The sequence below is a fragment of the Bacteroides finegoldii DSM 17565 genome, from assembly GCF_000156195.1.
GTDB classification, from domain to species: domain Bacteria; phylum Bacteroidota; class Bacteroidia; order Bacteroidales; family Bacteroidaceae; genus Bacteroides; species Bacteroides finegoldii.
In genome coordinates, this window is record NZ_GG688340.1 from 1 (window position 1) to 24,518 (window position 24,518).

At 43.7% G+C, this 24,518-nt stretch carries 22 protein-coding genes and 2 pseudogenes; 12 read left to right on the top strand and 12 right to left on the bottom strand.

The features are described 5' to 3' along the window. Positions 1-336 precede the first annotated feature (336 nt). The 10 genes and pseudogenes from BACFIN_RS00890 to BACFIN_RS22440 form a co-directional block, all read right to left on the bottom strand. Positions 337-753 (bottom strand): very short patch repair endonuclease, encoded by a 417-nt coding sequence (locus BACFIN_RS00890; RefSeq protein ID WP_007758072.1) that lies wholly within the window; start codon positions 751-753, stop codon positions 337-339. 8 nt (positions 754-761) lie between these two features. After that, positions 762-1,373, bottom strand: coding sequence for a hypothetical protein (locus tag BACFIN_RS23540; protein WP_007758075.1), 612 nt, complete (start codon positions 1,371-1,373; stop codon positions 762-764). Next, positions 1,366-2,301: a response regulator receiver domain gene (locus tag BACFIN_RS23545; protein ID WP_007758078.1), complete on the bottom strand. Its 936-nt coding sequence runs from the start codon at positions 2,299-2,301 to the stop codon at positions 1,366-1,368. Before BACFIN_RS23545 ends, BACFIN_RS23540 begins: the two co-directional genes overlap by 8 nt. 4 nt (positions 2,302-2,305) lie before the next feature. Beyond that, on the bottom strand, positions 2,306-3,064 hold the full coding sequence (locus tag BACFIN_RS23550) for an ATP-binding protein (RefSeq protein WP_007758080.1): 759 nt from the start codon (positions 3,062-3,064) through the stop codon (positions 2,306-2,308). Continuing rightward, positions 3,024-5,279 (bottom strand): ATP-binding protein, encoded by a 2,256-nt coding sequence (locus BACFIN_RS21105; protein ID WP_007758082.1) that lies wholly within the window; start codon positions 5,277-5,279, stop codon positions 3,024-3,026. The genes BACFIN_RS23550 and BACFIN_RS21105 overlap by 41 nt, the downstream gene beginning before the upstream one ends. Continuing rightward, positions 5,266-6,333, bottom strand: a complete 1,068-nt coding sequence (locus BACFIN_RS00885) for a DNA cytosine methyltransferase (protein WP_007568506.1) — start codon at positions 6,331-6,333, stop codon at positions 5,266-5,268. Before BACFIN_RS00885 ends, BACFIN_RS21105 begins: the two co-directional genes overlap by 14 nt. Then, positions 6,314-6,694, bottom strand: coding sequence for a helix-turn-helix transcriptional regulator (locus tag BACFIN_RS23805; protein ID WP_306439187.1), 381 nt, complete (start codon positions 6,692-6,694; stop codon positions 6,314-6,316). The genes BACFIN_RS00885 and BACFIN_RS23805 overlap by 20 nt, the downstream gene beginning before the upstream one ends. 128 nt (positions 6,695-6,822) lie before the next feature. Next, positions 6,823-7,146 (bottom strand): hypothetical protein, encoded by a 324-nt coding sequence (locus BACFIN_RS23065; protein ID WP_032839982.1) that lies wholly within the window; start codon positions 7,144-7,146, stop codon positions 6,823-6,825. Positions 7,147-7,327: 181 nt separating this feature from the next. Continuing rightward, entirely contained in the window at positions 7,328-7,567 is a 240-nt protein-coding gene (locus BACFIN_RS00880; protein WP_007568512.1) for a cyclic nucleotide-binding domain-containing protein, read from the bottom strand. A gap of 14 nt (positions 7,568-7,581) precedes the next feature. Further along, positions 7,582-8,060, bottom strand: a pseudogene (locus BACFIN_RS22440) (YitT family protein); the annotation flags it as partial. Positions 8,061-8,402: 342 nt separating this feature from the next. Here BACFIN_RS22440 and BACFIN_RS23070 point away from each other — a divergent pair. The 3 genes from BACFIN_RS23070 (at position 8,403) to BACFIN_RS00855 (ending at position 9,587) form a co-directional block, all read left to right on the top strand. Further along, the gene (locus BACFIN_RS23070) at positions 8,403-8,609 is read left to right on the top strand and encodes a hypothetical protein (RefSeq protein ID WP_007568520.1); all 207 of its coding nucleotides are present in this window, start codon (positions 8,403-8,405) and stop codon (positions 8,607-8,609) included. A 471-nt stretch (positions 8,610-9,080) separates the two neighbouring features. Beyond that, positions 9,081-9,278, top strand: coding sequence for a helix-turn-helix domain-containing protein (locus BACFIN_RS00860; protein ID WP_007570618.1), 198 nt, complete (start codon positions 9,081-9,083; stop codon positions 9,276-9,278). A 15-nt stretch (positions 9,279-9,293) separates the two neighbouring features. Beyond that, positions 9,294-9,587 carry a helix-turn-helix domain-containing protein gene (locus BACFIN_RS00855; protein ID WP_007758083.1) on the top strand — a complete coding sequence of 98 codons (294 nt, stop codon included), beginning with the start codon at positions 9,294-9,296 and terminating at the stop codon, positions 9,585-9,587. Positions 9,588-9,654: 67 nt separating this feature from the next. Here the strand turns inward: BACFIN_RS00855 and BACFIN_RS00850 are convergent, their stop codons facing one another. Together BACFIN_RS00850 and BACFIN_RS00845 are read right to left on the bottom strand one after the other, a co-directional pair. Continuing rightward, entirely contained in the window at positions 9,655-10,875 is a 1,221-nt protein-coding gene (locus BACFIN_RS00850) for a site-specific integrase (protein WP_007758084.1), read from the bottom strand. Positions 10,876-10,895: 20 nt separating this feature from the next. After that, entirely contained in the window at positions 10,896-12,125 is a 1,230-nt protein-coding gene (locus BACFIN_RS00845) for a site-specific integrase (RefSeq protein WP_007758086.1), read from the bottom strand. 115 nt (positions 12,126-12,240) lie between these two features. Here BACFIN_RS00845 and BACFIN_RS23930 point away from each other — a divergent pair. The 9 genes and pseudogenes from BACFIN_RS23930 to BACFIN_RS00805 all read left to right on the top strand — a co-directional run. Further along, positions 12,241-12,414: pseudogene (locus BACFIN_RS23930) on the top strand (tyrosine-type recombinase/integrase); the annotation flags it as partial. Positions 12,415-12,536: 122 nt separating this feature from the next. After that, positions 12,537-13,556: an efflux RND transporter periplasmic adaptor subunit gene (locus BACFIN_RS00840; protein ID WP_007758089.1), complete on the top strand. Its 1,020-nt coding sequence runs from the start codon at positions 12,537-12,539 to the stop codon at positions 13,554-13,556. A 28-nt stretch (positions 13,557-13,584) separates the two neighbouring features. Next, positions 13,585-16,743, top strand: a complete 3,159-nt coding sequence (locus BACFIN_RS00835; RefSeq protein WP_007758091.1) for an efflux RND transporter permease subunit — start codon at positions 13,585-13,587, stop codon at positions 16,741-16,743. Positions 16,744-16,755: 12 nt separating this feature from the next. After that, positions 16,756-17,049, top strand: a complete 294-nt coding sequence (locus BACFIN_RS00830; protein ID WP_007758092.1) for a PG0541 family transporter-associated protein — start codon at positions 16,756-16,758, stop codon at positions 17,047-17,049. Between the two features lie 167 nt (positions 17,050-17,216). Continuing rightward, positions 17,217-18,608, top strand: coding sequence for an SGNH/GDSL hydrolase family protein (locus BACFIN_RS00825; RefSeq protein WP_007758093.1), 1,392 nt, complete (start codon positions 17,217-17,219; stop codon positions 18,606-18,608). Further along, positions 18,595-19,512 (top strand): SGNH/GDSL hydrolase family protein, encoded by a 918-nt coding sequence (locus BACFIN_RS00820; RefSeq protein ID WP_007758096.1) that lies wholly within the window; start codon positions 18,595-18,597, stop codon positions 19,510-19,512. Before BACFIN_RS00825 ends, BACFIN_RS00820 begins: the two co-directional genes overlap by 14 nt. Continuing rightward, positions 19,499-20,986, top strand: coding sequence for an MBOAT family O-acyltransferase (locus BACFIN_RS00815; RefSeq protein ID WP_007758097.1), 1,488 nt, complete (start codon positions 19,499-19,501; stop codon positions 20,984-20,986). The genes BACFIN_RS00820 and BACFIN_RS00815 overlap by 14 nt, the downstream gene beginning before the upstream one ends. 43 nt (positions 20,987-21,029) lie before the next feature. Then, positions 21,030-22,028 carry an aldo/keto reductase gene (locus tag BACFIN_RS00810; protein ID WP_007758098.1) on the top strand — a complete coding sequence of 333 codons (999 nt, stop codon included), beginning with the start codon at positions 21,030-21,032 and terminating at the stop codon, positions 22,026-22,028. 52 nt (positions 22,029-22,080) lie between these two features. Further along, positions 22,081-23,634 (top strand): ATP-binding protein, encoded by a 1,554-nt coding sequence (locus BACFIN_RS00805; protein ID WP_007758099.1) that lies wholly within the window; start codon positions 22,081-22,083, stop codon positions 23,632-23,634. Positions 23,635-24,518: the final 884 nt, after the last annotated feature.

Genomic DNA, 24,518 nt, shown 5'->3' on the forward strand with positions numbered 1-24,518 from the left:
CCCCTTAAAAAAGACATGTACATAATGCATGGGTGGGAAGGAAAAAACAAGAATATGTAAACAATATTCTACAAAAAAGATAGAAGACTGGGAGAGTTGAACGAAAAAATCAAGAGAAAAGCTTTGCTTTACGTGAGCTTTTCTCTTGATTTTTTAGAAAGAGGAACATTTACTGAATATCCCTAGTTATCTGCTGCATTATTTTTCTGTACGTTGCGTAACCTTCAAAGAACTCTTCAAACGCAACGATAAGACAAAAATCGGAATTATAGAATAAGTTTTTCTATATTTTCCCGATTAATGCATTTATATTTTAGATTTAATATCTCGTGATTATTATTGTTTAATATCCTCCAGTAGCTTATTAAGTATTTTTGTCCTATTATCAATCTTACTAATTTCACATTGCCATATAATTATAACTTTCCAGCCGAGTTTTACAAGTAAATCGGAATTTTTGGCATCTCGCGATTTGTTGTTTGATATTTTTTCCTTCCAGAAATCTGTATTTGAGGATGGTAATTTTCCCTTTTTGCAATTATGCCCATGCCAAAAACATCCGTTCACAAATATTATTGTTTTATATTTAGGCAAAACTATATCAGGTTTACCCGGCAATGTTTTGACATTAATACGATATCTGAATCCTTTTGAAAATAAGAACTTACGAACTAAAATTTCCGGTTTAGTGTCTTTACTTGATATTTTTGACATTATATCCGATCTTTTAGTTTGAGAAAAAATATCTGACATAGCCTATATTATTGCTTTGCGATAAGTCTTAACCATTCGGATTCATTCAATCCTACGCGAGACAGTTGTGCACAGTAACTGTTTAAAATACGTTGTGCTTGCATTTCTTTTAAGTCTACCACCCACTCATAAGTTTCTCCATAGGAAGAATAGAATACATATTTGTCCTCCTTTTTTGATGCTTGAATAATTGTAGCACCTTCTTTTGGCTTGAATTTCACTGTTTTTATTGCAAATGAAGATTTATTTGGAAATAATTTCAATTCATTATTCACAATTAACGGATATTCGCCTTTTTCTTCTAAAGGTAAAAATAAGAATCGTCTTTCCTCCTTAATTCTCACCGAATCGCATCTTTGTTGAATACAAACATAATACTTGTCTACAGATTTTATAACTGTTCCAAGTGTTAATATCGGAGCCCCAATAGCAGGTTGAAATATATTTTTATGATGCGTCAAAATGGCAAAATCTACATTCGATTTATTCACATCGATACCATCATATGCAAATAACTCTATGGTATGCGATTGTAATTTCCCCTCGTCTTTATTTGACATATCTTTTCCTGAAGCTTCTGTATATTTATCTTTAAGTCGAGGTTGCTCGGAACTAAACATTTTTTTTTAAAAGGTCTTTCGATTTGCCAATAGACACTCCATTTATACTTATCGTTTCGTCTGTAATACGGTTTTCAATCCAGTTATCAACCCAATCCTTTGTATCAATATCTGTTGTCTCCAATAATTCCGAAATAGCTTCGCCAAATAATTTTATTAATAGTTGCTTGGATTCGAATGTGTTTTCCAATAATATTTTGTGCCCGAGATATGCCGGATCTAATTTGGGAGAAAAGACGCTTAACATTCTGGATGTATTATTCCTTATTGCCGATATTGAAGATAAAGCAAAATTCGATAACAAACCGTTGGTCATGTCTGCAAATTCTTCAACAATCAAAGTCGGAAGGCTTTCATACGATACTATTTTATCTTTCAATTCCGGATTATGTGCAAATTGAGTTTCCGAATTTTGTTTTTTAGCTCTAACTAATATCTTAGAATTTAAAGATTGAATAACGCAATCTCCTTTATGAAAAGAATGCTGATCCACTTTCTGATATATACTGTTCGTAATTTCAAATAAATCCGTTTCTCCAGTATACACAATTAACAGTTTCAACATCCCAGTTTGTGATAATAAATCAGATATCAATTTTAATGTAAACTCTCCGCGCGGATCGTCATTATCTGCATCTGCATCGGGATCTTCAACTTGGTTCTCCTCCTTTTCTATATCTAAATACCAATCTAAAATGACAACATCTGCTTTATTTAGTATAGTATTGTAACTATTAACATCAGAAATGGATTTGGGTGCATATACAGCACAGATTTTTCCAGATTGTGCAAATACATTCGATACATCTAATGCGCTAAATGCATTGTTAGTCATATCATTCTTATATGCTTTGTCATCAATAAAAACAATATTTTGTATAAAGTTGTTTGCAATTTCTTTCGATTGCTCAATAAATCTGTCTGCCATATTTTTATTGCATTTTTTGAATTTTAAAAGTAACTGTAGAGCCTTCCTTAGGTTGTGCCACAAATATATCATAGTTCTCTGCATTCAAAACCTCTTTACTGATACTCAACCCCAATCCTCTTCCATTGGGCTTTCTGGAAAATCTTAATTCAAAGATTCGTTCCTTATCTTGGGGTTTTATTTCAATACCGTTATTGGAAATGTATATTCCCGTATCATCCGCATGCAACCGAATAACTTTTTCAGGAACATCACTTTGTTTTAACCAATAAATGGCATTATCAATGATATTCACAAATACAGGATAGAATGTAGAACGAAATCCGTGTATTTTTCGACCTGCAAACCCGTTAGTATGTTTAAAAGCTATATTGTGTCGTTCAAGACGGGATTTGAACAAATCTATTAAAAATGTTTTAATATCCAATAAAGATATGTCTTCCCGACGTCGATTCAATCGTCGATTTAACGGGGTAAACAAATTTAAATAGCCGTCCAAATGTTCGAAATTTACCTTGATGTTTTTATATATTCCTTCCAATTTGATATCTACATCCGACCATGCTTTTAAATCTTTCAGACTATGTCGAATCGAATTAACCGTACCGTTGAATTCATGGTGCAATATTCCGACAGCCAATCCTAATTGGCTTAATTCAACGTCCGATTGCAATCGTTCCCGCAATTCCTCTAACTCTTCCGAAGCGGCTTCCGCTATTTGGTCATTTGTAATTATTTGACCGTCTTCGTTTTTTTTCGACATAGAAACTTTCAAATTGTCGAATTATGCGTTCCATAACATCCGTATTTCGACTGCTTATGGATTCTATTTCTGCTTCCATTCTCTTGCGTTCCGTTACCAAATCAAAGTTATCGGCTTTATCGGTTGCCAATAATTTGAATTGATTCTTTACGCTTCGTATTTGATTATCCAAATCGATTATCAGTTCATTCGTAAGATCCTTAATTTTGCGAGAAACATCGGAAACAACATCATTGGTTTCGCTTTTCTTCTTCTTATTAAGTGACAGAGCTTCGGCTGAAATCAGTTCCACCGCTTGCTCCAACCGCTTTCGCTTACTTATTTCCAGATTCAACTGTGCCGTATAATCATCGATTAGCTGATCGATATTTTCATTGATATTTTTAAATACCGTTTGTTCCAGAATTTTAAACTCATTAAGGTACGTGTCAAAATCCGTTCTCATTGATTTTGACATTGCAAATCCTTTAGGACTTGTCACCGATATTCTTTTTCTGTAATCGGAAACTTTTTGTCTCATGGCAAATTCCAGATCTATTATCTTCTGGCTTGCTTCATCCGCATCGTTAATGTATAAAACCGAATGTAAATCGTTCCTAAAATTCGTAAGTAATTCTTCCAGTTCGTTTTCGAATTTATGTTCCGTTAAACCGGCAAAAAAGATATCGAGCTCACGAGCAAATCTCTCCTTTTTCGATTTGGCCAATTTATCCCGACGTTCAAGTGCGTTATGGTACGCATTGAACTCGTCTTTCTTCTGATTGAAGAATTCCGATTGTGCCGTTTTGTTTTTTTCGCTGAAAAAATCAGCGGCAAGTTGTACAAAGAAATTTTTTAAAATCGCTTGAAGTTGGCGATATGCTTTATTTTCAATAAAACCTTCGCGTCCGGCTTTCTCTACCAAACCGCTGTGTTCTCGGTCCGCTATTTCAATAGCACCGAACATTCGTCGATAAGAAAAGAAATATGTTGATGCTCGTTTCGAACGATTTTTTTCAATATCCAGAAAATCATAATCGGAGTCACCATACGGTAGAACTCGAATATTATCTCTATATATGTATAAACCTCCGAATTTATCTCCTTTGGCTTTAATCCTGGCATAATTTTCGACATCTACACGAGAACTTTTCAATTCTCCTTGTAAATACGCCAAGTTAATTTTAAACGGACCACATTCGGTTTCTCTATAATAGTTATCCCGCCAATTTACAATGTGATCAAATGTTTTTTCTCCATATATTTTTACTAATCCCTTGAATTGTCCGAACTCATCAAATTGCCCTTGAAAATGGTGATCCGCCAATTCAAATTCTTCCGTGGTAAAAAAGTGTTCTTTATCTATGATGCTGACAAAACTACCGTCATTCGCCCTATAGTCTCTAAATGAAATGTCAACGACGGGAGTAGGATGATCGGGGGTCATTGTATTGTGAAATCCCATCAACATTTTCTCGATTTTTGTAGCTTCGTCCGAATTGCCGTCTCCCTCTATATCGGAAATAATCGTATCGTAAACTGGGGAGATGAAAAATTGAGTTCCACCACAGCCATTGGTTAATTCAAATCCTTGTTGTAGTTGTAAAGAAAGTTGGTGTGGGTCAACTTTAAAAGACGTGATAGAACTTTTTATTTTTTCAAAATCCTTGTCGTCAATAAGTTCTTTTTGATTTAATTTATCAAGGGATTGTATTACTTCATTTTTAATACTGTCAATATCGGCTGCATTCGGCATATGAGAGTATTCTCTTACCGGAATAACAATATCCTCCAAGTTAATCCCCGGCAACTCGAATATCTCCCAATTAATGAAAGCCACAACAATATCATATTCTTTAGATCTTAATTTTGCTTTCGATACGATTAAAACCTGACTTCCTATTGATGCAATAGCCAATCTTCCTATGCCTTTTTCTCCCATGATAGGACGTCTTGGCTTTGATATGTCAATAGGCGGTAAACTGCTTTTTTTATTTGCCAATTTACTTTCGGTCCCGAGCGTAAGCCAACGAGTTTCAAATTCCTCTTTTGTCATACCGAGCCCGTCATCACGTAATACCAGCAGATTATTACATCGGAGAAAATCGATATCGAATTTATCCGCATACGCATCATGTGCATTTTTTATAAGCTCGTTAATAGCTGTAGGGATACCGGCAATTTGTTGCCGTCCCAATAAGTCGAGAGCTCTTGCCCGAGTTTTAAATTGTGCCATTGTTTTCCAGTGCTTTTATCGTTTCACCTAATCGCCGAGCATATTCACACGGAACTGCATTGCCGATTAATTTTGCCGTTGCGGCAATACTATTTGTTTTAAACACATAGGTTTTCGGGAATGTTTGCAATGTAGCACCTTCCCGTAAAGAAAGAGCCCGATCTTCTTCCGGATGTCCGAAACGTCCGTTTGAGATACTATAAAATTTAGTTGTAATAGTCGAAGCCGGTCGATGCCACCACATACGCCCGAATGTATCTTTAAAACAATCGTCTTTTCCTACAAAGCAAGGTAATTGCAATTCCGGATCATTTGCCCAATCAAGTCTGTTCCCGCCGTCGTGTTTGGTCTTTGCCAATCGTTTAAGACATACATCACTTAATCCGGCAACCGTATGGTTAAACACACTACTGTCTTTATGGCCTGCGCTAACTTTGGGAAAACCGTTCCTTTCACCTAAATAATCGGCTAATACGGTCTCTTTATCGTCCGCCTTAGGTAAATGTATATTGACATTTTCCAATCGTGTTGCGATAAGAGAAAATCTTCGACGACTTTGAGGTACGCCGTAATAGCTCATATCTACAACCTTATAAACAGGATTTTTATATCCGAGATCTTCCAATTTTCGTAGAAAATAAGGTAAGATGCTATCTTTATTTGTGATTATGCCCGGAACATTTTCCACTAATACATATCCCGGTCTATAATATTCGATGAACCGAGCAAAGTTTTTTAATAAATCCTTAGATTTTAAGGCTTTATTCTTATCCGTATTAATTATACTGTAAAATTGGCAGGGACTGCATCCTACCAAAATCAAAAAGTCATCATTTTTCCGTATCCCAAATTTTCGCTCAAAATAATTGCTCCGTAAATTCTTTATATTAGTTTGAATGAAAACACTTCCGGAATTATTGTATTCATACGTTTCTTTGGCATCTTGATCAAAGTCCACACCTGCTATAACGTTAATCCCTGCCTGTCTTAAACCGCAAGTCATTCCACCACCTCCGCAGAAAAAATCGATTGCTTTATATTTGGATGCCATCATCTTGATTACACATTTGCGTAGAACAAAGTAATTCTTTAATATCAATCTTTAACGTTTCGGCAATCGTCAGTAGTGTTTCTACCGAAGGTTGAACTTCGTTTGTACACCAACGAGAGACTGTCGATTCATTTTTACCTAATGCATGCGCCAACCATTTCCCTGTTTTACCTTGTTCCGCAAGCACTATTTTCAGTCGATTTATCCGCTTCATTTGCATAACTATTGCTATAATCTGCAAATTTAATAAAAACAACCCGAATGACAAAATGATTAGCGCGTTTTTATAATAAGAAATATTTCTAATATAAACATAAAAACATTCCGTAAAAGCGGTTTTATCCGTCGGCACACCATCGCCCAAACAGGTTTGTACGAACGTGTACCGACTGCCGCATAAGCGGAGAAAAGGGCTTTGCATCACGCCTAACCAATGGTTTAGACTGATGATGCAAGACCCATTTCTTTTATGCTTATGCCATAGAGGTGCTTTTACGGGTTTTCTATGGATTTTTCTTTTTGCGGTTCCTTTGAGCCGTAAGCGGAAAGCTGTATATGACCGCTTGCCCATGAATGGCACAAGCCGTCCCCACGGCAGGCAAACTGGGAAGAATGATTTATCCGCCCGACCAAACGAGTTTGGACAGACAGATAAACCATACTTCCTTGCAGGTGGTTTGCCGGTTTCATGTTTCCGGCAATGTTCCTTTTCCTTTTAGGTTTCTTCTTTTCACGGATTTCTCCTTTGAAGTTTTCCTGTCTAATCTGCCTCCACTTCCGTTTACCTCCATTTTCGCGCCTTTCAGTGGGCCGCATCAGGCAGTCATTTTCGTTCTGGGCGCAAAGGTAACTCCGGGATTGGACGGGAAAGCAAGGTCAAGCCTCCTGTTTTCGGAAAAAATCTCCAGCCCTGCGGGTAGTATTTTGGCCGAAAAATTATCACAAGTTATGATAATTTCTCTGCAATGATTGTCTTCATACTTTTCTGTTTCGAATTTTACAAATTGTTTCTTAGGATTATTTGTGTGGAACATAGGTTTTCCAAAGTCGGTTTGTCCACGATAAACATCTCACAGTCCGTTTCCGCTTCTATCTCTATCGTTGATGCGGTCTGTCCATAGTAGCATGACATGCTTGCGGCCATTTCACCGCCGAATGCGAACCATTGCGTCACACCGCATCCTGTGTCGGGAACAAAAGCACGGCAGATGCCGCTTTTCATGATGATCATTATCATTTTTTATTTCTTTCTTATTCTACTTTGATATGATCGAATCCTTCTCCATAAACTCCTATAACGGCACTTTGTGAAACAAAAGCCTCCGTGTCTATATTTTTTATCAGCCGGAAGCTGACCGGCGCTTCCCTCTTCCCGGCTAATATAAACATCATCTTTACTTCTCGTCCTGTATAAAAGCCGGTTGTATTGATAATCGTCACTCCCCGGTGTGGGTATTCGTTGATATGCCGCCCTATTTCTTCATTTATTGGATATGATAAAGAACTGGATTGTCGGGTACTATTCATTGCCCTGGTCGATAGCAAAGCTACAAATATAAAGAGTTACAAACCCGTCACCACTTTTTCCCGGTCTTTCAATACAAAATGACTGGAGGAAATGATAATCATATCGCAGATAAGCACCGTTCTCCCAATGTGATGTTCCGGTCTTTGTTGATGATGGCTGCAATAATATCTGTACCTTCCGTACTTCCGTTTGCTGAAAGAGCCTCCCTATGGCAACTTCCACACTCCAACGACATAATCTATCACAATATCCGTAACTTGGTATGTCATTATCCCGATAATGCAGTCTGCCAATATCTCCATGACCTGATATATCACAATCCCGGCAACGTCGGGGAGAATCCAGACCTCCCGCCGGACAGCCGTTTGTCATGTCTTTTGCCGGTATTGACTATTCATGTCTATATATGACTATAGCTGACAAGGTACCCTTTCCCACGTTTATTCTTTTTTTCTTTGCGGCGTAGGACGATAATCCGTCATCGGGAACGTCCGCCTTACAAAACGCCCAATTGTCACATGGAATTAATGTATAAATCATAGTTATGGACAGCATTGAAAGGAAAAAACCAAATCCGTATCATATCAACGAGAAGGAGATACTGGATATAGTTGCCGCCAAAGGCTCATATTTGAGCTGCATTTCCGGGGATCTGGAAGAGGTGGTACCCCACAAGGAATCTTCATCCCGGCCGGAGAGTAAAAAGACGATAACGGAGGAAGAGGTAAAAAATATATTGAAGCCCTCCTGAACAACTTTTCATCCAACCGGCGCAAGCCCCTGCATATTGACGCACAGGTGTACGAATGTATCTCAGACATTGTCTGGGCGGTCAGACGTAAGGATTTCACTGTTTCCGGTGTTATAAGCCGCATACCGGTTGAACATATTAAGGAAAACGCCGACGTGATAAGGAAGATCACAGGACGGGATTACAAACTGTTCCAGCCGTAATATGACGGGAAATCCTCCTTAAAACGGCTCCGGAGGGGGAGTCGGAAACCACGACACCCAGCCGGAAGTGCCTTTGGAAAGTATTTTGAACTGTATTTCAATAATTTGAGTTCCTGACAGGAAGCAATTTTAAATAAAAACAAGAAAAATGGAAGTATATTACATTGAAGCCGGAATCTTTGAGGAGATGCTGGCTCGGACTGAGAGCCTGTCCGCACAGGCGGACCGCTTGTATGAAAAGAACAGGGAAAAGAAACCGGAAGAGTGAATGGACAACCAGGATGTCTGCCTGCGTCTTGACATCTCTCCACGTACCCTGCAGACTCTCCGGGATACCGGACGGCTGGCATTCACCCAAATCCAGCGGAAAATCTATTACAGGCCGGAGGACGTAGAAAAGCTGATGGCCTATGTCGCCATGAAACGCAAGGAAAAGGCGGTGAGAGAAAAAAGAAAGAATGAATAATTAATCGGAAGTAGCATGGAAGGGATTATTAGCAAAGAGACGGGCAGTGTCCGCCGGTTCTTTGGCCTGCTGGATAACATCCAGACGAAGCTGGAAAGGCTTGCGGAGGATAACCGCCCCCTGTTTAACGGCGAGCGTTTTCTCTCTGACAAGGAGTTGTCGGACCTGCTAAGAATCAGCCGCAGATGCCTGCAGGATTATAGGGACCAGGGGCGTATTTCTTATATCCGGCTGGGCGGAAAAATTTTGTATAAGGTATCCGACATTGAGAAACTCCTGGAGGATAATTATCATGAGACCCTGATATAATCGGGGGCGTTCAATATTTAAGAATGCCGGCCGGAACCAATGTTTAATGGTTCCGGCCGGCATTTCATTATTCGGACATTTCCGTCAGAAGGACCGTATCCCCTTTCTGTCTTCTTTTCATCAGCTGGTCCATGTCACCGGATATCTTCCGGTCGGTAACCTGTGCATAGACCTGCGTACTGTTGATGTTCGTATGGCCCATCATCTTGGCGATGCTCTCTATCGGGATGCCGGAGGACAGCATCAGGGTTCCGAACGAATGGCGGGCCATGTGGTAGGACAGGTTCTCCTTCATGCCCAATGCCACGCCCATTCCATGTACCTCGTACCAGAGGACGTCGCGGACCGGCAGCGGGAATACCGGTCTGTCGTCATCCGTGGTGTTGTAAAGTTCCAGTATCTGTTCGGCTATGGGATGCAGCGGGATGAACGCCTCCACGTCCGTCTTGGCCCGGCAGACGCGGATATATTTTCTTCCTTCCGAGGTCTTTCCGATGTGCCGGGGATGGAGTGCTCTCGTGTCCGCATAGGCCAGACCGGTCAGCGAGGAGAAGATGAACGTCCTGCGTGCAAGCTCCATCATCGGGTCGGGCAGCGGGGTTTCCATCATCCGCTTCAACTCACCCCGGCTGATGTGCCTTAGCTTTAACGGTTCTTTCTTTTCATATGCCACATCCTCTATCGGGTTGGCTCTCAATATCTCCCGGTCCACGGCGATGTAGATGAGCCGGTTGAGCCAGCACAGACAGTGGTTCACGTGGCTGTTCCTGTAGCCCAGCTCCTTCTTAAGAAAGACCTTGAACGATTCGGCGAACTCCTCGGTGATGTCCGAAAAGGCGATGTCCTTCATTCCGCGGGATTCGATGAACTGTCTGAGATTGAGCTGCGTGGTCTTCGACTGGCGGTAGGTCGAGGTGGAGTTGATTTCTGCCGAGCGGATTCTCAAACGTTCGCGTTCCACCTCTCCGGCCTGCAGGAGGTATTCCGGCACGGAATTGGCACCTGACACGGTGGCCTTGAGCAGTTCGGCCGTGACCACTCCCTGATGCTTCAGCAGATTATCGTATGCCTTTTCCAGCTGGTCACGGAAACCGGCGAGGCGGTTGTTTTCCCTGACTGTTCTGATCTCACACTTCTTGCTGTCCCAGTCCTCCGGCCTGCAATAGATGCCGGTGGCAACGGCTGACTTCTTGCCGTCAATGCTGATCCGGCAGAGGACGGCGGTCGTGCCGTCCGATTTCACTTTGTTACGGTTGATGTAGAATAAGAGCTTGAATGTACTGCGCATGGTAATGATATTTTTTAGGGTTAAAGAATGAGTTTCAAATCACGGGTTGCCTCGATGAACCTGTCCATGTCCTCGAACAGCCGCTTCGGGCTGACACGGGCGTAAATTTGTGTGGTCCGGACATTGCTATGTCCCAGCATTTTGCTGATGGTCTCGATCGGTACTCCCTCCTCGAGCGTGACCAGCGAGGCGAAAGAGTGCCTCCCCATGTGGTAGACAAGGTCCTGGCTGAGTCCCGCCATCAGACGCAGGGCTTTCATATTTCCTCTGAGGGTATGGTAGTCCTGTGGTGGGAAAAGAGTCTCGCGGGTATCGTCCCGGTATTTCTCAATCAGCGCGACGGCTTCCGGAAGCAGCTTGACACGTCCGAGGTAGTCGGTTTTCTTTCTACGGTACTTCAGCCAGAGGCTGCCCCCGTCGTCAGTGAAAAGGTTCTCCCGGGTGATGCTTACCGCATCCGCGTAGGCGGTGCCGGTGTAACAGGCGAAGAGGAAGAGGTCTTTGGTGATAATATGTGACCTGCGTTTTTCCGGTATCTCCAGATCACGCAGTTTCTCGAAATTCTCACGGCTCAATGCCCTCGGCGTACTTTCCTTCTGCTTGGGCAGCTTGAAGTGGCAGAAATGGTATTTCTCCGAGTGGCCCTCCTTGTAGGCGATGCGGCAGATCTTTTTCAGGATGGCCAGGTAGCCGCGAAGCGTGTCCACGGCATATCCCTTTTCCAGAAGGATGAAATCCTGGTAGTCGCGGATGAACTGCTCGTTGAGCTGCCCGAAGGCAAGGTCCGGAACCTTGAATTTCGCCTTGATGAATTCGGAAAGCGTGCGGTAGGTGAAGAGGTAGGTCGAGAGTGTGGTGGGCGCACGGTCCACACCAACACGGGCCTTCATTTCCCCGTTATGCCGGTCGAGAAGTTTGAGCAGGGTCATCTGCATGCCCGCATTGCCCTGGAACATGTCCCTGACCGCAGCGGCATCGAAATCCCTTTTTCTTTCCATGAGGGAATTGAAGGCCGAGTGTATGGCAAGCAGCAGTCTTTCTATTTTTTCATTGGTCTCCACCGCTTCCCGGCTCTTGCCGTTCAGCCGGCTCTCACGCGCGTTCCACAGCCCGGGGGTGCAGGAGAGCTTGCAGCTGAACTGCGCCATCGTGCGGTTGAGGGTGATCCGTCCCATGATCGGGGCCTTGCCGGTCTTGCCCGGCTCGCTCTTTTTCAGGTAGAGCAATACCTTGAATTTTTCCACTTTCATACGCTCTTTTTTAGGTTGTAAAAATACTCCTTTCAAAAGCGTTCTTTGGTATGCAAAACATTGATAAACAGTGAATAAAAATCCGTTCTGCCTCTACCGGTAAAAATCCGGTTACCTGCCGTTGTTTCCGAAACAGGCGGCTAACAGTCTGGTAACTGAAACGCTGCAATATTTTGTTTTATTTTGCAGGTCTGACTATCATGCAATTCTTGTAAAATGCTTAATTATAAACGATTTACGTTTAATTCGCACCATTCTGTTTTTTATTGCATTTCTAAATATTACTTATTGACGCAGGCACAACTCACCTACAATCAATCAATATACGATTACTTGGTTGCTAAGGCAGATCTCGATCAGGTGTTAGGAAAAGAATAAAGATAGACAACTAAAAAATTACAACTAAGGAATATGAAAAAAGGTATCCAATTAGTAGCCTTGCTGTTGGCAGCGTTCATGGGCTCGTGTACAGGTGGAAAAGACAAAGCAGCTGTGGCAGCACAAGCGGACGAGAAACCCATTGTGAAACTGGCAGATGTAAAAGTCCGTCCCGTAGATCAGATACAGGATTACACGGCAACGGTAGAAGCGGAAGTGAAAAACAATATAGCCCCTTCCTCTCCCGTGCGTATCGACCAGATCTTTGTAGAAGTGGGCGACCGTGTATCCAAAGGCCAGAAATTAGTGCAGATGGATGCGGCTAATCTGAAACAAACCAAATTGCAACTGGATAATCAGGAAATCGAGTTTAAGCGTATCGACGAACTTTATAAAGTGGGTGGCGCTTCCAAATCGGAATGGGATGCTTCGAAGATGCAGCTCGACGTGAAAAAGACAGCTTATAAGAATCTGTTGGAGAATACCGCTTTGCTAAGCCCTATCAATGGCGTGGTTACTGCACGCAACTATGATAACGGTGATATGTATAGTGGTGGAAACCCGGTATTGGTTGTAGAGCAGATCACTCCGGTGAAACTTCTTATCAATGTTTCCGAAACTTACTTTACCAAAGTGAAGAAAGGCGCGCCCGTAGATGTGAAGCTGGATGTATACGGCGACGAAATATTCACCGGAAATATCAGTCTGATTTACCCTACGATAGACGCTGCTACCCGCACGTTCCAGGTAGAAATCAAGCTGGATAATAGAGATCAGCGTGTACGTCCGGGAATGTTTGCCCGTGCTACATTAAACTTCGGCACAGCGGACAACGTGGTTGTTCCTGATCTGGCCATTGTTAAGCAGGCAGGTTCCGGCGACCGTTATGTCTTTGTATATAAAGATGGTAAAGTATCTTATAATAAGGTAGAGTTAGGTCGGCGTATGGGTACGGAATACGAATTGAAATCCGGTGTGCCCGATAATTCTCAAGTTGTAGTTGCCGGTCAGTCGCGTTTGGTGAATGGCATGGAAGTGGCAGTTGAGAAATAAATCACTAACAAATTAATCCCTTACAAAAATGAGTTTATACGAAGGTGCGGTTAAGAAACCGATTATGACCTCCCTCTGCTTTTTGGCAGTGGTGATTTTTGGTCTTTTCTCTTTGTCCAAATTGCCTATCGACTTGTATCCGGATATTGATACAAATACGATTATGGTGATGACCGCTTATCCCGGTGCAAGTGCTTCGGATATAGAAAACAACGTTACTCGTCCGCTTGAGAACACTTTGAATGCGGTGAGCAACCTGAAACATATCACCTCCCGTTCTTCCGAAAATATGTCATTGATTACGCTGGAGTTCGAGTTCGGTAACGATATTGACGTTCTGACCAATGATGTGCGCGATAAACTCGACATGGTAAGCTCGCAGCTTCCCGACGATGTCGAGAATCCGATCATCTTCAAGTTCAGTACGGATATGATTCCTATCGTGCTGCTTTCCATACAGGCCAATGAGAGCCAGTCGGCGCTTTACAAAATATTGGACGACCGTGTGGTTAACCCCTTGGCGCGTATTCCGGGAGTCGGAACCGTGTCCATCAGTGGTGCTCCGCAGCGTGAGATTCAGGTATATTGCGACCCTAACAAGTTGGAAGCATACAACCTGACCATCGAATCCATCAGCTCCATTATCGGAGCGGAGAACAAGAACATTCCCGGCGGTAACTTCGATATCGGTAGTGAAACCTACGCGTTGCGAGTGGAAGGAGAGTTCGATGATTCCCGGCAGTTGGCGGATGTCGTAGTAGGTACTCACAATGGAGCGAACGTCTTCTTGCGTGATGTGGCCCGGATAGTCGATACCGTAGAAGAACGCGCGCAGGAAACCTATAATAACGGTGTGCAAGGCGCCATGATTGTTGTTCAGAAACAATCTGGGGCCAATTCGGTAGAAATCTCCAAGAAAGTGGCCGAAGTGCTGCCGAGACTTCAGAAGAACCTGCCGAGCGATGTAAAGATCGGTGTCATTGTCGATACCTCCGACAACATCCTGAATACAATCGACAGTTTGACCGAAACCGTTGTCTACGCCTTGCTGTTCGTTGTCATCGTTGTGTTCCTCTTCTTGGGACGCTGGCGTGCGACGTTGATTATCTGTATCACCATTCCGCTTTCTTTGATAGCCTCGTTCATTTACCTGGCGATTAGCGGAAACACGATCAATATTATTTCGCTTTCGTCACTTTCCATCGCTATCGGTATGGTGGTGGACGATGCGATTGTGGTACTTGAGAATGTGACAACCCATATTGAGCGTGGTTCCGATCCGAAACAGGCAGCCGTGCACGGAACCAATGAGGTGGCAATTTCTGTAATCGCTTCTACCTTGACCATGATTGCCGTGTTCTTCCCGTTGACTATGGTGAGTGGTATGTCCGGTGTACTTTTCAAACAACTCGGTTGGATGATGTGTGCCATCATGTTTATCTCTACGGTTGCTGCTTTGTCATTGACCCCCATGCTCTGTTCCCAGTTGCTTCGTTTGCAAAAAAAGCCGTCAAAGCTGTTCAAGCTCTTCTTCACTCCGATTGAAAAAACGTTGGATGGACTCGACACTTGGTATGGCAAGATGTTGAATTGGGCGGTTCGCCATCGTCCGATAGTCATTACGGGATGTATCGCTTTCTTCGTTGTCAGCTTGCTGTGTGCAAAGGGGATTGGTACGGAGTTCTTCCCGGCACAAGATAATGCCCGTATCGCCGTACAGTTGGAATTGCCTATCGGAACACGAAAAGAGATAGCTCAGGAGCTTTCGCAGAAACTGACCAATCAATGGCTGACGAAGTATAAAGACATTATGAAAGTCTGCAACTATACCGTAGGGCAGGCCGATTCGGACAACACATGGGCTTCTATGCAGGACAACGGTTCGCATATCATCTCATTCAATATCAGTCTGGTAGATCCGGGTGATCGTGATATCACATTGGAAGCTGTCTGTGACGAGATGCGTGAAGATTTGAAAGCCTATCCGGAATTCAGCAAGGCACAAGTTATACTTGGAGGTAGCAACACGGGGATGTCTGCTCAGGCCAGTGCCGATTTTGAGGTGTATGGATATGATATGACAGTGACCGACAGCGTGGCGGCCCACCTGAAGCGTGAGTTGCTGGCAGTTCCCGGAGTGAGTGAGGTGAATATCAGCCGTAGCGATTATCAGCCGGAATATCAGGTGGACTTCGACCGTGAGAAACTGGCAATGCATGGACTGAACCTTTCGACAGCCGGTAACTATCTGCGTAACCGGATCAATGGTGCGGTTGCTTCGAAATATCGTGAAGACGGAGACGAGTATGATATTAAAGTGCGTTACGCGCCGGAATACCGTACAAGTCTGGAAAGTCTGGAGAACATCCTTATTTATAATGCGCAAGGACAACCCGTCCGTGTGAAAGATGTCGGAAGGGTAGTCGAGCGTTTTGCACCTCCTACTATCGAACGTAAAGACCGTGAACGTATCGTGACCGTTTCTGCTGTAATCTCCGGTGCGCCGTTGGGCAACGTAGTAGCTGCCGGTAACGAGATCATCGATAAGATGGACATACCGGGAGAAGTGACTATTCAGGTTGCCGGTTCGTTCGAAGACCAGCAGGATTCGTTCCGCGATTTGGGAACGCTTGGTATTCTGATAGTCATTCTTGTATTTATCGTGATGGCTGCACAGTTCGAGTCACTCACCTATCCGTTCATTATCATGTTCTCTCTGCCATTTGCTTTTAGCGGTGTCTTGATGGCACTCTTCTTTACGGGCAGTACATTGAGTGTTATGAGTCTGTTGGGAGGTATCATGCTGATTGGTATTGTGGTGAAGAACGGTATTGTGCTCATCGACTACATTACCCTTTGTCGGGAACGCGGGCTGGCAGTTGTAAATTCTGTGGTAACTTCCGGTAAGAGCCGTCTTCGTCCGGTATTGATGACCACAGCCACAACCGTTCTCGGTATGATCCCGATGGCTATCGGTGGTGGTCAGGGTTCTGAGATGTGGAGTCCGATGGCAATTGCCGTAATCGGTGGTTTGACAATATCGACCGTGTTGACATTGATTCTGATTCCTACTTTGTATTGTGTCTTTGCAGGAACCGGCATCAAGAACCAACGTCGTAAGCTTCGTCGCCAACGCGAATTGGACACTTACTTCCAGGAGCATAAAAATGATATTATTAAGAAATAACAAGAAAGAAATATGAAATCAGTACTGATAACATTCGACCAGGCCTATTATGAGCGAATCATGTCATTGCTCGACCGTTTGGGATGTCGTGGCTTCACCTACCTTGAGAAAGTGCAGGGACGTGGTTCGAAGACGGGCGACCCGCATTTCGGAAGTCACGCCTGGCCTAGTATGTGCTCGGCCATCATCACGGTAGTCGAAGATCACAAAGTAGATCCATTGCTGGATACGCTGCATAAGATGGATCTGGAAACGGAGCAATTGGGTTTGCGCGCGTTTGTATGGAACATTGAGCGAACTATTTGATATCCGTCTACTTTCAGTTGACCAAGCGCGGATTAACACAGATTTATCGCAGATTGAATGTAATCATTGCGAAAATCTGTGTTAATCCGCGTTTAATTATTATTTCCGACACCGCTTTTTCTTACTGCTTTTATCTATCTTTGCGGTCGTTTGGGATTTAGATCATTATGGAGATAATAAAGAACTATTTGAAATATTCGTTGTGGTTTGTATTGGTTGTCTTTGCAGCCTTATTGGGGCTTCATTGGCTTCCGGCCATTACCATCGACGGACATACGATGCGTCGCGTGGACTTGTTGAGCGACCTTCGTTATCCGGAACCGGATTCCGTTGCTGCCGATTCGGACAGTATACCCTTGCCACCTGTGATAAAACCGGTTTTTGTAGATACCTGCCGTGCCGGAATGACTTGCATTGAAGATTACAGTGATTCCACTCATCGGGGCATGGCTCCTTTTTATGAAGCTCTCAATCGCCTTTCTTCCGGTTCCGAAGACGACAATCTGGTACGTATAGCTGTATTCGGCGATTCCTTTATAGAAGCTGATATCTTTACGGCCGATCTCCGCGAAATGCTTCAAAAACGATTTGGAGGTTGCGGTGTCGGCTTCGTGACCATCACCTCCATGACAAGCGGTTACCGTCCTACGGTGCGGCATACATTTGGCGGATGGTCCAGCCATGCGGTGACGGACAGCGTCTATTTCGATAGGAAGAAGCAGGGGATTTCCGGACATTATTTCGTTCCCCGAAGTGGCGCATACGTGGAACTGCGTGGACAAGACAAATACGCTTCGTTGCTTGATACCTGTCAGCGTGCTTCCATCTTCTTTTACAATAAAGACTCCCTTCATCTTTCCGCCCGTGTGAACAAAGGAGAAAGCCATAACTATTTGCTGTCCCCTTCGGGCGGTTTGCAGGAAGTGCGGGTTGACGGACGCATCGGCTCCATACGTTGGACAGTGGACCGTGCCGACTCTACGCTCTTCTATGGATTGGCGATGGATGGAAAGCAAGGAATAATTCTCGATAACTTCTCGCTGCGCGGCAGTTCCGGACTTTCCCTGCGCGGCATTCCGCAGCAAATGTTGAAACAGTTTAACCGCCAGCGTCCTTACGACCTGATTATTCTTGAATATGGATTGAATGTCGCAACGGAACGCGGACGCAATTACGATAACTACCAGAAAGGGCTGTTGGCAGCCATCGGACATCTCAAAACGTGTTTCCCGCAGGCGGGAATCCTGCTGTTGAGCGTGGGCGACCGTGATTACAAGAACGAAAACGGTGACCTCCGCACCATGCCGGGAGTCAAGAACCTGATTCGTTATCAGCAGAATATTGCCGCCGAAAGCGGTATCGCATTCTGGAATATGTTCGAGGCTATGGGAGGAGAAGGGAGTATGGCAAAACTTGTCCATGCCAAACCGTCTATGGCAAACTATGATTATACACATATCAACTTCCGTGGCGGTAAACATTTGGCGGGACTTCTCTATGAGACATTGATGTATGGCAAAGAACAATACGACAGGAGGCGTGCTTATGAGAAAGAATAGCCTGTTGTCCTTCTTTGTGCTTGTTTTGGCGGGCATTTTGTTTGCTCCTTGTTCTCTTTCGAGGATGATGGCGCAAGACCGTATCCCCGTTTGTCCTCCATTGAACAAGGTGCAGAAAGGCGTCAAACCTTTGCGGGAAATGATTTGGGCGAATGATACCATCCCTGTGCAGACTTCCTTTCCGTCCGCTTTCCGTGAAACCGGGCGAAATGAAATTATCGACAGTATTGCCCTGCTGACACCTGTGCTCGAACGACTCCGTCAAGTACGTGCGGGACTGTCCGAAGATACGGTGCGTATCGTACATATTGGCGACAGCCATATTCGCGGGCATATCTATCCTCAAACCACCGGTATGCGGCTGGCCGAAACCTTCGGTGCTGTTTCCTATATAGATAAAGGAGTGAACGGCGCCACTTGTCTTACTTTCACCCATCCCGACCGCATCGCTGAGATAGCGGCGCTCAAACCCGAATTGCTGATTCTCTCTTTCGGAACCAATGAGAGTCATAACAGGCGTTACAATAGTAATGTGCATTACAACCAGATGGATGAACTTGTCAGACTCCTGCGTGCCGCACTCCATGATGTGCCTATCCTGCTGACTACTCCGCCCGGTTCGTATGAGAGTTTCCGTCAAAGAAGGCGGAGACGTACGTATGCCGTCAATCCCCGCACGGCGACTGCGGTGGAAACCATTCGCCGCTATGCCGGGGACCATCGTCTGCTGGTGTGGGATATGTATGATGTAGTCGGCGGCAAAAAACGTGCCTGTAAGAATTGGACGGAAGCGAAGCTGATGCGTCCCGATCATGTGCATTATCTTCCCGAAGGATATATCCTGCAAGGAAATTTATTATACCAAGCCCTTATCAAAGCATACAACGATTATGTTTCCCATTGATATAGATTTCAGTAGATTAAAAGAGGTGCTTATCTACGATCCACAGGCACCGATGATATTCAGTAGTGGTATCTTTCTTTGGCTGTTTGCCGCTTTTATGGTGGTGTACGTATTGTTGCAACATAAATATACCGCCCGTATCTTGTTTGTCACCCTTTTTTCTTATTATTTCTACTATAAAAGTAGCGGTACTTACTTTTTCCTGCTTGCCATTGTTACGGTTTGCGACTTTCTGTTGGCGCAACTGATGTATCGCACCGAAGGATATTGGAAACGCAAAGGGTTGGTCACCTTGAGTCTGGGTGTCAACTTGGGACTTCTGGCTTACTTTAAATATACCAATTTCTTGGGAGGTATTATTGCGTCCCTGATGGGGGGAGAGTTCACGGCACTTGATATATTCCTGCCGGTCGGTATCTCTTTCTTCACGTTCCAGTCGCTGAGCTATACCATCGACGTCTACCGGAAAGAAATCCAGCCACTGACGAGTCTGCTCGATTATGCCTTTTACGTATCATTCTTCCCGCAGTTGGTGGCAGGTCCTATTGTCCGTGCCCGTGATTTTATTCCGCAAATCAGGAAACCTCTTTTTGTCTCGCAGGAGATGTTCGGACGGGGTATCTTCCTGATTCTTTCCGGCCTGTTCAAGAAAGCCATTATTTCCGATTATATCAGTATTAACTTCGTAGAGCGTATTTTTGATAATCCGACGCTCTATTCGGGTGTTGAGAATCTGATGGGAGTATACGGCTATGCCTTGCAGATTTATTGCGACTTTTCCGGATATAGTGATATGGCTATCGGTATCGCACTGTTATTGGGCTTCCACTTCAATCTTAACTTTAATTCTCCTTACAAGTCGGCCTCCATCACCGAATTCTGGCGTCGTTGGCATATCTCTTTGTCCAGTTGGCTGAAAGATTACTTATACATCTCTTTGGGTGGAAACCGGAAAGGGAAGATCCGGCAATATCTGAACCTTATTATTACCATGTTTTTGGGAGGGTTGTGGCATGGAGCTTCCTGGAATTTTGTTCTTTGGGGCACATTTCACGGCGTTGCACTGGCGATGCATAAAATCTGGATGACGATAACCGGACGGAGGAAAGGAGAACAAAGTCACGGTTGGCGACGTGTGTTCGGCATTATCATTACTTTCCACTTTGTCTGTTTCTGCTGGATATTCTTCCGTAACGCCGATTTTCAGAATTCGGTAGATATGCTGGGGCAGATATTTACGACTTTCCGTCCCCAACTGTTCCCTCAGTTACTTGAAGGCTATTGGAAAGTATTCGCGCTAATGCTGCTTGGCTTCCTGCTTCATTTTGCTCCCGATAGCTGGGAAAATGCAGTTTGTCGGGGAGTGATTCGCCTGCCGTTCGTAGGCAAAGCTGTGTTGATGGTGGCTTTGATTTATCTTGTTATTCAAATGAAGAGTTCGGAAATACAACCGTTCATTTATTTTCAGTTCTAATTCCAGTTATAGTTCTAATTGAAACCTATAAAAATATCGCCTTATGGAAAATTCTCTCAATTATCAGCCTGTTGCCGACCGTTACGAACGGATGCCTTATAAATATTGCGGCAAAAGTGGTCTGCAACTTCCTCTTATCTCTTTGGGATTGTGGCATAATTTCGGCAGTGTGGACAATTTCGAGGTAGCGACCGACATGATTAAGTTTGCTTTTGATCATGGAATCACTCATTTTGATTTGGCAAACAATTACGGTCCTGTTCCCGGAAGTGCGGAATCCAATTTCGGCAGGATTCTGCGAGAGAACTTTCAAGGCTACCGGGATGAAATGATTATTTCTTCCAAGGCCGGTCATGAAATGTGGGCTGGTCCTTATGGCGGAAATAGTTCCCGTAAAAATCTGATGGCGAGCATTGACCAAAGTCTCCGTCGGACAGGTTTGGAGTATTTTGACATCTTTTATAGTCACCGTTATGACGGAGTGACTCCGGTAGAAGAAACTGTCCGGACATTGATTGATATTGTGAAGCAAGGGAAAGCGCTGTATATAGGAATCTCTAAATATCCCCCCGAACAAGCCCGTATCGCCTATGAGATGATGGCAAAAGCCGGTGCCCCCTGTCTTATCAGCCAATACCGGTATAGTATGTTCGACCGTGCAGTGGAGGCTGAATCACTTCCTTTGGCGGCGGAATATGGTTCCGGTTTCATCGCTTTTTCTCCTTTGGCGCAAGGACTGTTGACAGATAAATACCTAAACGGCATTCCGGAAGGTTCCCGTGCTGCACGTTCTTCCGGTTTTCTCCAGCGTTCGCAAGTAACTCCCGAAAAAGTAGAAGCCGCCCGGCAATTGAATGAGATTGCCCGTCGTCGTGGACAGACTTTGGCGGAAATGGCTTTGGCATGGGTACTGAAAGATGAACGAATGACATCGGTGATTGTAGGAGCAAGTTCCGTAAAGCAGTTGGCGGACAATCTGAAAACATTGGAGCATTTGGAGTTTGCAGAAGAAGAACTGCAAGAGATTGAACGAATATTATAAAAAATTCATATCTTTGTAAGAAAGGTATCTTTGTTATAATAAAGAAGAGAGTATGAGCAGTAAAATTTATCCGATCGGTATTCAGAACTTTGAGAAGATTCGTCAGGATGGTTATTTCTATATTGATAAAACGGCGTTAATGTATCAAATGGTAAAGACGGGTAGTTATTACTTCCTGAGCCGTCCGCGCCGTTTTGGAAAAAGTCTGCTTATCTCCACCTTAGAGGCGTACTTTCAAGGTAAGAAGGAGCTCTTTACAGGATTGGCGGTAGAAAAACTCGAAAAAGATTGGGTGAAATATCCCATCTTGCATCTGGATCTCAATATAGAGAAATATGACACTCCGGATAGTCTGGATAATATACTTGATAAGTCTCTGACTGCGTGGGAAAAACTTTACGGTGCTGAACCGTCAGAACGTTCTTTTTCCTTACGTTTTGCCGGTATCATAGAACGCGCTTGTAAACAGGCGGGGCAGCGTGTGGTTATTCTTGTAGATGAATATGATAAGCCTATGTTGCAGGCTATCGGCAATGAAGAATTACAGAGACAATTTCGGAATGCTTTGAAACCATTCTATGGGGCACTCAAAACAATGGACGGTTGTATTAAGTTCGCATTTCTTACCGGTGTGACGAAATTTGGTAAGGTCAGCGTTTTCAGTGACTTGAATAATCTGGATGATATATCGATGCGAAAGGATTATGTTGAGCTTTGCGGTGTAAGTGACCGTGAACTTCATGATACTTTAGATGCTGAGCTTCATGAATTTGCTGATGTACGTGGCGTGACGTATGATAAACTCTGTGCGGAATTGAAAGAATGTTATGATGGCTATCATTTTACACACAATTCAATTGGTATGTACAATCCTTTCAGCCTTCTCAATGCTTTCAAGTACAAGGAGTTCGGTAGTTATTGGTTTGAGACGGGTACGCCTACTTATCTGGTGAGTCTGCTGAAAAAGCATCATTATGACCTGGAACGTATGGCACACGAGGAGACAGATGCCCAAGTGCTGAACAGCATAGACTCGGAATCCACCAATCCCATTCCTGTGATTTATCAAAGCGGATATCTTACCATTAAGGGATATGATGAAGAATTTGGAATCTACCGTTTGGGTTTCCCGAACCGTGAAGTGGAAGAGGGCTTTGTCCGTTTTATGCTTCCTTATTATGCGAATGTCAATAAGGTGGAGTCCCCTTTTGAAATTCAGAAGTTTGTCCGTGAAGTACGTTCCGGTGATTATGATTCTTTCTTTCGCCGCCTGCAGAGTTTCTTTGCCGATACCACCTACGAGGTGATTCGCGACCAGGAATTACATTATGAGAATGTCCTTTTCATTGTATTTAAGCTGGTCGGCTTCTATACCAAAGTGGAATATCATACGAGCGAAGGTCGCATAGACCTTGTCTTGCAGACGGATAAATTCATTTATATCATGGAATTTAAATTGAATGGGAGTGCTGAAGAGGCTTTGCGACAGATAAAGGATAAGCATTACGCCCTTCCTTTCGCGACGGATGGACGGAAACTCTTTCAAATCGGGGTAAACTTCAGTGCGGAAACCCGCAATATTGAAAAGTGGATTGTGGAAGCTTGAGTGTGCCTGCTCTTTTGATGGTATATTGCATTAATAACCGGTACCCAGTTTTCGCCAGCTATTTTGGGGAGTATTCCTCGATAAATAATACATTGTATTCTCCTCCCTATGAGTTTGAATAGACAAATCATCTGCCATCCTACACCAGTTTCACTTTATGTTGTTGAATATTAGTATATTAATAGGGTGTAGGATAGTGGTGTGGGATGGTTGCAGATGCGGTGTGTTTTACCCCTTTCCCTCGCTCATCCTTACACTTTCCCTTACTTATCCTTACGCACAGTCTTTGCCATCCTGCTTTTCACCAAGTGTTTCTTGCGTATGAAACTTTAGTTTCCCCCTCTTGAAACTCCAGTTTCCTCTGCCTGAAACTTTAGTTTCCCCTGCTTGAACCTTTAGTTTCATTTGCTTGAACTTCTGGTATCCTGTGGTGAAACAACATTTTCTGTAACTTGAAACAGTCTGTTCTTGTACTCTCTTTCGGCTCTTGATGCTTGCTTTTCAGTCATAACTGCCTGTCTTCTCAGGCATTAATAGGCTATGTATTGAGTATTAAACCCTGTACATAGGTTGTTAATATCCTATATGTGAGTTATTAATATCCTATATATTGGTTCTTTATATCCTGTATTTATGCAGTTAATATTCTGAATATCTATAGTTTATGGTTTTTATCCATCATCTGCCTTCCGGTGATAGGCCGGTGATAGGTGACAGATGCGGTGATAGGTTTCGGACAACCTGTCACCATGCCTTAAATTCCGATGAACAGGGATGTTCATGATTGCCGGTGATAGGTGATAGAGGGAAGTGCGAAAAACTTCTGTGTATATCCGCCCTGCCCGCTTCCTTCTTTTTCTCCCTCTCGCGCACACATACGCACG